We start from the raw sequence: 9,572 nt of genomic DNA, 5'->3' as shown, positions 1-9,572 counted from the left end.
CGATATCGGCATGGGTGGACCAGGACGTGGCGGGCGTTTGCGGGTGCGCGGCGGCTGGATGGGCATCATCATCGATGCTCGTGGGCGCCCAATCTTCTTGCCGGATGACCCAGTGCGCCGGCGTGAAATCATGGCAAAGTGGCGTTGGATTTTAGGATGTTAGCGATAGATGGCACTCTTCTTGCATCGAGTAGACTCGAATTATGTTAGCTGAGGTGACTCATTTCCTGCCTATAACGATGATCCGCCGGGAGCGCATGTTGCCGATACCCGGAAGGGTCCTGGTTCGCAAAGGCCAAAATGTCAGCGCAACCGATGTGGTAGCCGAGACCAATCTCAATCCGGAACACCTTTTGCTGGATATTGCCCGTGGCCTGGGTTTACAGGGCAATAAGGCTGACCGATATATTCAATGTAAAGCCGGGATGCAGGTGGCGCAAGGTGATGTGTTAGCTGGTCCGATCGGCTGGGCCAAGCGAGTGGTGCGCTCACCTCGCGGGGGTCGTGTAATCCTGGCCGGGGATGGAAAAATCCTGCTCGAACTGGACAGCGCACCCTTTGAACTAAAAGCAGGTATTCCAGGCACGGTAATAGTATCGAGCGGCCTCCAAATGCACACCCATTGCCTCATATGCATCGGCAACCATAAAGAAAAACGGCATCCGTATCAGCTCGGGATCAGTGGGCTCGATGTAGGCCAGTCCATATTTGACAACGGATTCAAAATTGCCGCCGTCGAACAGGATATTCAAGGTTTCGAGCATGGCCCCGGGAACCAGGTCGCTTTCTGGAAATTCCCGGTTCAGCCTAAAGAAAACAGCGATGGCGTCGTCATCGCGTCCGGCAAGGCGGTATAACCGCCCTATCTTGAACAGGGCGTCATCGACGAAAGGGTCCTCATAGGCTTCGCGTAAAAACAGGTTATACCCATCCAACGCCTCGGCGTACAGCCCATTCTCAAAGGCCTGCTCGGCGTCTTGGTAGGCTTGATTGCCCGGCATGGCGGGAACCGGCGTCGGGATGGACACCGGCAATGGTTTCGGCGCACAACCCGAATAGACGACCATGAGAAAGAGAATCACCGTTCGATAAATTGATGCCATTTTAGCTATCTTTCTGATAGATTCCTCGATCAAGGGATCTTTGCATAGCGGTTTCATATGTTCTTGAGGCGGCAACGTGGCCTCGCTCAATCTACACAAGCCGATTTCATTGTCAAACAATAGTTCATCGTGCATCAGCTTGTCCATGGATTGTTTTTGATGTCATCGTGGGTGCTTGACATCCGCCCGGCAAGGGCATTATAGTTGGGCATTCAAATGGTTACCATTCGCCGTAAATCGGTTTGACCTTCATCTCACAACAAAGGCTTTCCCCATGAAAAAACCAATCTCGGCTTTCATTCTGATCACGGCGCTATTGTTCGCGGCATCGGTGTGCGCTGAAATCTACAAATACATCGATGAAAATGGACAAAAACGATGGACAGACGACCTGAGCCAGGTGCCCAAAGAGCAGCGGGCCGCGGCCCAGCGGATTGAGACCGAAAAAGCAAAACCGGCCGAGGCAGCGGCCGGGAAAGCAAAAACGGCGAAACCGGCCCCACCCCTTGAAGCCAGGGAAGCAGGTCCGGATAGTGGTTCAGCAAACGAAACCACTGAACTGAGCCGGGAAGCGCTGGAAAAGGAAAAAGCGGATTTAGATCTCCTGTATCAGCAGTTGCTGGAAGAGAGGGAAAAGATTGAAAAAATAACCCCTGAGGCGCTTAACTTCAAGGATCGGGCAGAACTGAACTACAGGATCACTGCATTTAACCAAAAAACAGAACAGTACGAAGCAAGATCCAACGCATTCAAAGAAAAAATAAACGCTTATAACCAAACGATCATGTCAAAACGACCCCTTCAAGGAGAAAAACCATGACATCATCATCCAGTGACTTCAACAAAGCGGTTTCAGTGGGCAGGCCCCCAAATATCCAGAAACGATTTCCCCATTCGAAGGCGCTGCTGGTCAGCGGTAAGTTCATCGACCTGGCGATGATCAAAAAGAAAAATGCCATCTGCATGGCTGCCAACGGCAGAAATATATTTGTCATCCGGGGTGCGCTGAAAGCCGCCCAGCGGGCAAATTCTGCATTGATCATCGAAATTGCCCGTTCCGAAGGAGGAGCCGATGCCTATTGTGCGGTCAATTATTGGAATATGGCCCGGATTGTGGATGCAATGTGCAACGAACTGGGCATTACGGTACCTGTAGCCCTGCATGCAGATCATTACGGCATAAAAAGCAAGGAAGATATACCGGAAGCCAAGATCGAAATCCCCTCGATGTTCGAAGCCGGCATCACCTCCATTGCCATTGACGCCTCCCACCTCCCGGATGACCAAAACCTGACCACCAATCTGGAGCTGAAGCCGTTTATTCCCGACTGGTCCGGATTGGAGACTGAGATCGGTGAAATCAAAGGGAAATTGGGCCTGTCAACTGAGGCTGAAGCCCTTTTCCTGATTCAGGGGCTCAACGCACACGGCATATTCCCCAACTGGATCGCCTTGAACAACGGGACCGTCCACGGCATCGAGGCCAGCGGCCAGGGCATCCAGGTAGACCTCACCGAGAAGATCCACGCTGCACTGGCAACTTACCATGTCTCTGGCGCACAGCATGGCACCTCCGGCAACAGTTCACAGCGCCTTCGGGAGATCGCTAACCGCACCAACACCACCAAAGCCAACGTCGCCACCGCGCTGCAAATGATTTCGTGGGGACTCGATGTCAATGATGACGGCAATGCCGCCTTGGATGGCAACGGCGATTTTATCAAAATTGCCGATCAGGGGGTCACTGAGGCCATGTGGGCAAAGATGGTGGCCTATGCCGCCAATAAGGGGTGGAAGGGCGGAAACTATAAAAAGCTGAACCTGCCTTTTGAAAACAAGCTGCAGGGGCTGCCCCGGGAAATCCGGGACAGAATGGAGCAGCGGGTGGAGTCGTTCGTTTACAACATGCTCGTCAATGTATTCAATGCTCAGGACACCGCCGATCTGGCCATCGAAACCATCCTGGCAACCAATGGTTTCGATCCGGGTCCCAAAGCCAAACAAATTGAAGACCCAGAGGAATGGACGCCGGAAAAAATAGCCCAGCGTGCCGCTTTGATTGAAAGCAACGAAAGTCCCGAGGGAGACTTCGACGACTGATTGAAGGTTCCGCGAGGCGAGCGGCGATGAATGTACGCGTTATCGCCGTTCACGCGTTTTGAGCCTTGGAATCACGCCCCGCGTTAAACTGGCAAACCACTGCCCCGTGGGTTTCACACGGCAGTGGTTTGTTCGTTACGGCCTCACCCGTCAACCATCATAATATCGTGTAGCCATGGGAAAAATATTATGCCCACTGTCGCAGTCGAAGGCCACCCATCCTTCATTCGTAATTGTTATCATATAGTTACCTCCTAATTTCAAATCTTATACCTTAGCCGGGGTCGATCCCGAATTAACTTTTTCCTCTTTTTTCCTAAAGGATCTTTCATGACCTGCCGATAACGGTATCGGAGGAACACATATGTACATTCAAAGCTATCAGATCCATAACGTCCTGAATGTCTATCGAAGGCAATTAAGCCTGGGCAAAGCGAACCACCCCCAGCAGGTGGGCAACCCGGATGCCAAATCGGATGCAATTACGATTTCAAAAGAGGCCAAAAACCAGTCGATAATGGAAAAAGTGGCGGCTGGCGTATTCAAAAAGATTACCAATGTCGACCTCGGATCAAACTTTGGCCAAGAGCTGATCAATCAGGTTCGGGTTACACCCAAGGATCTGAACATCGATCAAAAAGATAATACGTTTGTATTCAACACGATCGTCAAAGACAATCAAAAGGAGACCCGATCCATCCCCGTTGACAACTCGCAGGGATTGATGAACCGGCTCGATGAACTGGCCAAAACGGCCATTAACCGAAAAGCTGAATGATTAATTGGAACCGGCCGGCACTGGAATTCAGAAAGGAAAAAAACCACCAGGAACGGCAAACACATTTGTAGAAAACAAAGGGGGTATTGCCATGTTAAATACAATTGGCGAATCAGCCGTCAGAACGACGACACGCGTGGACAACAACCTGGCTGTGGAAAACAAGGATGTCGCCTTTAAAAAGGTCGAAAAAGCCATAGAAGAACGCCCCGTCGAGGGCGCTCAAGAAAGTGCTGCGTCTGAATCCGAGGCGGGAAAGAAATCCGGTGGCTACAAGGCGGATGATGGGGGTGTTTTCTTTGAAAAATACGATAAAAACGGTAACGTGATTTTTAGAACACCACCGGAACAAAAGCCGATAGACGAGCACGTGTAAAAGACAGATCTGATTTTAAGATACGAAGCCGGCTAATCAGCCGGCTTTGGTCACTGGCAGAAACGGGTGCTTTCCAAAAAAAAGAAATATCCGCGGAAGGATCACCCCACTTTTTCTTTGGCCTCATCCCAGAGGATGTGCATCTCCTGCTTGCTAAGGCTGGCGAAATCCCGCCCCGTTGCAATGGATTTTTCTTCCATATAGGTAAAGCGTTTTTCAAATTTTTGAATTGACCGGATCAATGCGGTTTCCGCATGAATGCGGGCAAACCGGGCGACATTGACCATGGTAAACAGGATGTCCCCGAATTCCACGGCCGCCTTGTCGCCACCGGATTCACTTTCAGGGCTATGGATCTCCGTTGAGAACTCCTCCCACTCTTCCATGGTTTTGGCCATCACGCCGGAAATATCATCCCAGTCAAAACCCGTCTTGGCTGCCCGTTCCGAAACCATCGAGGCCCTGAGCAGCGCAGGCAGGCTCTGGGGGATGGAACTGAGGACCGAAAGCGGCTCCGCCCCACCCTTTTCTTGAAGCTTGATTTTATCCCAGTTTTCACTGACCTTCGCAGGCGTATTAGCGGCGACATCGCCAAACACATGGGGGTGTCTGCGAATCATCTTTTCTACATTTTTTTCAACCACGTCCGCGAGGGTAAATTTCCCCGACTCACTGAACAGGTTGATGACAAAAAGAAGCTGAAATAGGACATCGCCGGCCTCTTCGCAGACGGCGCGCGGATCTCCAGAGGTGATGGCATCTACCAGTTCATAGACCTCTTCGACCAGGTAGCGGGCCATGGTGCAAGGCGTTTGCTTTTTATCCCACGGGCAGCCATTTTCGCCTCTCAGGGTTTCAATCAGCGCACCCAAGCGCTCGATGGGCCTTAATTGGCCTGGTTTTCGCGGGTCTGCCAAGATTTTTTAAATTCCCTCAATTTGATTATGAAATTTTCTTTCATTTCCCTTGAAATCACCTTGGCCATCACTTCAGAAACCAATGATATGTGTGGGGATAGGGTTGCATTTTTGACGACCGGCGCACCTTTGGGCAAAAAGGCGGTCAGGACGATAAACACCACACAGACCACCAGTCCGCCTTTTAGCAACCCAAACAGGGCACCGCAGACCCGGTCCACCCATCCCAGGTAGGCGATATTGAGCAGATACTTGATGACCACGGCAAGGATGCCAACGACAATCACCACAAGGGAGAAAACGATCATATAGCTTAGGATATTCAGATAAGCGACATCGGAAATCCAAGGAGAAATCAACCTGGCCACATGGGGATAATAGGTATACGCAGCATAAAATCCGCCCAACACACCGACGATCGAGGAGAGTTCTCTGACCAGGCCGCGAAAAATGCCGCGGATCAAGCCATAGGTCAGGGTGGTGACGACAAGAATATCAAAAGGATTCATGGTGGTCCCTTGAACCGCGATAGCGAGCGCATCACCCGTCGTTTACGGAGGGGGGGGTTAGCGGGCGAAAAAAAATAGATCTTATCCTCGGCGGTGGACCGTCCCCGCGGCAAGCCGTGGGGACGGTTCAATGAAGCGACACCGTTACCCGAAACTGGTATTTGCCTGTGTGGTGAAAGGACGCGCAACGCTTCGCGAGCATTCCTTTAAAAAAAATAAAAAAATCAATAAAATCAGACTGTTTCTAATTTTTTGGTGGGTAAGATTAACAGAGCGCTATTTCCCAGTCAAGCATTTTCACCGGGGTCGCAAAGGTAAATTTGGCGTTTGCATTCCCCTGAAAAGTCGGATATTCCAGAGGCGGAATCGGTAATTACCTGAGCGGCCTGCCGGTGGTTTGACAAATGAACGGGGTCGATTCATACTGATTGCCGGCGACGCGTTTAAACGATGACAAGACACTTGCCCAACTTATGGATGAATGCACGCAGAGCAAACAGACCCGACTGACCTTTTCCGATATTGAACTGGCCCGGCAGCTATTTGGTGAGCAAGACGGCCACCTCAAGCGCCTCGCGGATCTATTGGCCATTCATGTTCATGCCCGGGGCAACACCGTGCATCTCAAAGGCGAAGCGGTGGCCGTGGATCTTTCGCGGCGGGTACTGGAGCAACTCTACGGCCTGATCAAGGAAAAATACCCGGTCTATCCCAATGATATTGACTATGCCTTGCGCATATTGAGGGAGAACCACACCGCTGACCTGAAGAAGATCTTTCTGGATACCGTTTACATCACCTCGAAAAAACGGGCCATCACCCCCAGAAACCAGAGCCAGAAGGCCTACATCGAAGCGATCCGCAACTATGATATCGTTCTTGGCATCGGACCTGCCGGTACGGGAAAAACCTACCTGGCCATGGCTATGGCCGTATCTGCGCTCTCCAAAGGAACGGTCAGTCGAATCATCCTGACCCGGCCTGCGGTGGAGGCCGGTGAATCTTTGGGTTTTCTGCCGGGAGACCTGACCGACAAGGTAGACCCCTACCTCCGGCCGCTCTATGACGCCCTCCATGACATGATGCGATTTGAAAAAGTGGCCGCACTGATGCAAAACGGGGTGATCGAAGTTGCGCCATTGGCCTTCATGCGGGGAAGAACCCTCAACGAGGCGTTCATCATCCTCGATGAAGCCCAAAACACCACAACAGAACAGATGAAAATGTTTTTGACGCGGATCGGCTTTAACTCCAAGGCAGTGGTCACCGGAGATATCACCCAAATCGACCTGCCGGCGGGCAAGTCTTCAGGGCTTGTTGAAGCCAAGGCGATTCTAACCCCCATAACCGGCATACAGTTCATCCACTTTACCAAGCAAGATGTCGTTCGCCACCGGCTGGTCCAGGATATCATCAACGCCTATGAATTGCTGGAAGCCAGTCGCATCAAGAAATAAAGGGTCCGAACAATTCTGTCCACGGTGTCATCGGCAAATGGGTTGATCGGCTTCACCAAGCGACCAAAAAAATGATTCGTGACCGGAAAAAAAAATCCATCCACCTTTTTTTCAGCCTGAACCCTCATGTCCGTTGGGCATTGCTGGTGCTCATCCTGGTTGTTTTTACAACCGGCCTTTACCCTGGACTAGTCATCAAAAAACACCACTATGACAGCGGTGATGTCGTGAAAACCGACGTCAAGGCCTCAGCGGATTTTTTCATTGAAGACATTTCCGTCACCGACGCCCACCGCCGCCAGGCGGTGGAGAGTGTGCGCCCCGTCTATGACCTCAATCCGAAGATCCTCAGAGGCACGGTTACCCGCCTGAACGATGCCTTCGATCAACTGCGGTCCATATACGAATCGGAAACCAAAGATCTGGAAATCCGCGCCAAGCGCCTTCCCGCCCCCCCGTCGCCTTTGGAGAAGGCCTTGGTCGAGCCCGCCAATGTACCGGACCTTCCGCAGGTGTCACTTGCGGAGCGGATGCTGGCCAAGAAAAGCCTGTTGGAAAAAGCGATGGGGTTCGAAATCAGTAACGGGGCATTTTCCATTCTCATCGAACATCGATTCGCAAATGACATTCCCAAACTGTTGAGCACCATTATCACCCAGGTGCTCTCCGCCGGCGTGGTCGCTAACAAGGAGATCCTGCTCAAGGAATCAGACAAAGGCATCACCCTGCGCAACGTGGAGACCTTGACCGAAACCCAAGTATTGAACCTTAAACAGTTTTACGGCCCGGACCAGGCCCGGACCATGGTCCGGGTTGTCGGCGACCCGCTGCTCAAAGGGATGGATTATGCCCTGCTGAACCTCATGGTTGATTTTTCTCAGCAGCTGATTCAACCCAACATCACCTTGAACAGCCTCGAAACCGAAGCACGTAAAGAGGTGGCGGCAAAGCAGATCAAGCCAGTCCTGTATATGATTAAAAAAGGAGAGATGCTGCTCCGTGAGGGCGAGCGGGTCACCCCGCTCCAGCTTCGCAAACTCGATGCGATGGAAAGCCAGGCCGACGCCCATCAAGTGCCTCTCGCCGGTACCGGCGCGGTGGCGCTGCTGGCCGCCATATTGATCATCCAGTATCAGGTCCGGCTCAAACGTCGCATGGAATTCGCCAACACCGGCAACAAGGACCTGCTGTTTCTGTCGTGCATCATGGTCTCGTTTATCATCGTGGTCAAAATTTCCACCACCCTGCCCGATGCCTGGTTTCTCGGCCTACCCCTGTCCCGTCCATCATCTCCGGTAGGCTTCGGCATCCCGCTGGCCGCCGGGGCCATGATCGTCTGCCTGTTCATGGGGCGGGAAACCGCGCTGATTTTTGCCCTGGCACTGGCGCTTTGCACATCCATGCTGCTTCAGGGCGGCCTGGAGACGTTCATCTATTTCATTTTGAGCTGCACCATGGCAGTCTGGTGGCTTCAAGATTGCCGCGAGAGAAAAATCATCATCAAGACCGGAGCGAAGCTGGGATTGCTCAATGCCTTTCTGGCCGTCGTCCTCGATGTCTACCTGGGCACCGCCGCATGGAGCACGCTGCCGTTTGACCTGACCGTGGCCTTTTTGGGAGGAATCGGTGCCGGAATCCTCACTGCAGGAATGGCGCCGGTGGTGGAGATGGTGTTTCACTACACCACCGACATCACCCTGCTGGAACTGGCCAACCTGGACCGGCCCATCCTGCGCCGGCTGATGCTGGAAGCGCCGGGCACCTATCACCACTCCATGGTGGTCGGGTCTCTGGTGGAGGCGGCGGCCGGGGAAATTGGTGCCAATCCTATCTTAGCCAAAGTGTGCGGCTACTATCACGACATCGGAAAATTGAAACAGCCTCTCTATTTTATCGAAAATCAATCGGACGGCAGGAACAAGCACGACAAACTGGCCCCGTCCATGTCCGCCCTGATCCTGATCGCCCACGTCAAAAACGGCGTGGAGATCGCCCGAGAGCACAAACTGGGGCAGGTGATTATCGACACCACCCAGCAGCACCACGGCACCAGCTTGATCAGTTATTTTTATGAAAAGGCGAAGGCCGTCAAAGGAGCGGATGCGGTCAACATCGATGATTTCAGGTACCCGGGGCCGCGGCCCCAGACCCGGGAGGCGGGACTGGTCATGCTGGCGGATGTGGTCGAAGCGGCCTCACGCACCTTGGAAAACCCAACCCCGTCACGAATCCAGGGACTGGTACAGAACCTGATCAACAAAATTTTCTCCGACGGCCAACTGGATTATTGTGAACTGACCTTAAAGGACCTTCACCGCATTGCCAGAAGCTT

The 9,572-nt window shown here is 52.5% G+C and carries 9 protein-coding genes; 6 read left to right on the top strand and 3 right to left on the bottom strand.

Annotation, left to right across the window (positions count from 1 at the left end; all coding sequences use genetic code 11):
• Positions 1 to 563 precede the first annotated feature (563 nt).
• Positions 564 to 1,103, bottom strand: a complete 540-nt coding sequence (locus ABYV26_RS13895; RefSeq protein WP_372681953.1) for a tol-pal system YbgF family protein — start codon at positions 1,101 to 1,103, stop codon at positions 564 to 566.
• Positions 1,104 to 1,278: 175 nt separating this feature from the next.
• Here ABYV26_RS13895 and ABYV26_RS13890 point away from each other — a divergent pair, with 175 nt between their 5' ends.
• The 4 genes from ABYV26_RS13890 (at position 1,279) to ABYV26_RS13875 (ending at position 4,357) form a co-directional block, all read left to right on the top strand.
• Positions 1,279 to 1,923: a DUF4124 domain-containing protein gene (locus tag ABYV26_RS13890; RefSeq protein ID WP_372681952.1), complete on the top strand. Its 645-nt coding sequence runs from the start codon at positions 1,279 to 1,281 to the stop codon at positions 1,921 to 1,923.
• A complete protein-coding gene (locus ABYV26_RS13885; RefSeq protein ID WP_372681951.1) occupies positions 1,920 to 3,203 on the top strand; it encodes a class II fructose-bisphosphate aldolase in 1,284 nt (427 codons plus the stop codon). The genes ABYV26_RS13890 and ABYV26_RS13885 overlap by 4 nt, the downstream gene beginning before the upstream one ends.
• Positions 3,204 to 3,567: 364 nt before the next feature.
• Positions 3,568 to 3,981 carry a DVU0524 family FlgM-associated protein gene (locus ABYV26_RS13880; protein WP_372681950.1) on the top strand — a complete coding sequence of 138 codons (414 nt, stop codon included), beginning with the start codon at positions 3,568 to 3,570 and terminating at the stop codon, positions 3,979 to 3,981.
• A 4-nt stretch (positions 3,982 to 3,985) separates the two neighbouring features.
• Complete coding sequence (locus ABYV26_RS13875) at positions 3,986 to 4,357, top strand: hypothetical protein (protein ID WP_372681949.1); 372 nt, start codon at positions 3,986 to 3,988, stop codon at positions 4,355 to 4,357.
• Between the two features lie 101 nt (positions 4,358 to 4,458).
• Here the strand turns inward: ABYV26_RS13875 and mazG are convergent, their stop codons facing one another.
• The gene (mazG, locus tag ABYV26_RS13870) at positions 4,459 to 5,274 is read right to left on the bottom strand and encodes a nucleoside triphosphate pyrophosphohydrolase (RefSeq protein WP_372681948.1); all 816 of its coding nucleotides are present in this window, start codon (positions 5,272 to 5,274) and stop codon (positions 4,459 to 4,461) included.
• On the bottom strand, positions 5,244 to 5,783 hold the full coding sequence (locus ABYV26_RS13865) for a CvpA family protein (protein WP_372681947.1): 540 nt from the start codon (positions 5,781 to 5,783) through the stop codon (positions 5,244 to 5,246). The genes mazG and ABYV26_RS13865 overlap by 31 nt, the downstream gene beginning before the upstream one ends.
• A 473-nt stretch (positions 5,784 to 6,256) precedes the next feature.
• Here ABYV26_RS13865 and ABYV26_RS13860 point away from each other — a divergent pair, with 473 nt between their 5' ends.
• Positions 6,257 to 7,240 carry a PhoH family protein gene (locus tag ABYV26_RS13860; protein WP_372681946.1) on the top strand — a complete coding sequence of 328 codons (984 nt, stop codon included), beginning with the start codon at positions 6,257 to 6,259 and terminating at the stop codon, positions 7,238 to 7,240.
• Between the two features lie 71 nt (positions 7,241 to 7,311).
• Positions 7,312 to 9,572 (top strand): HD family phosphohydrolase (locus ABYV26_RS13855; RefSeq protein WP_372681944.1); only part of this gene is annotated, 2,261 nt, incomplete at its 3' end.

The organism is Desulfosarcina sp. (genome assembly GCF_041551955.1).
In the GTDB taxonomy this organism is placed as follows: Bacteria; Desulfobacterota; Desulfobacteria; order Desulfobacterales; family Desulfosarcinaceae; genus Desulfosarcina.
This window is presented reverse-complemented; position numbering and strand designations above follow the sequence as displayed.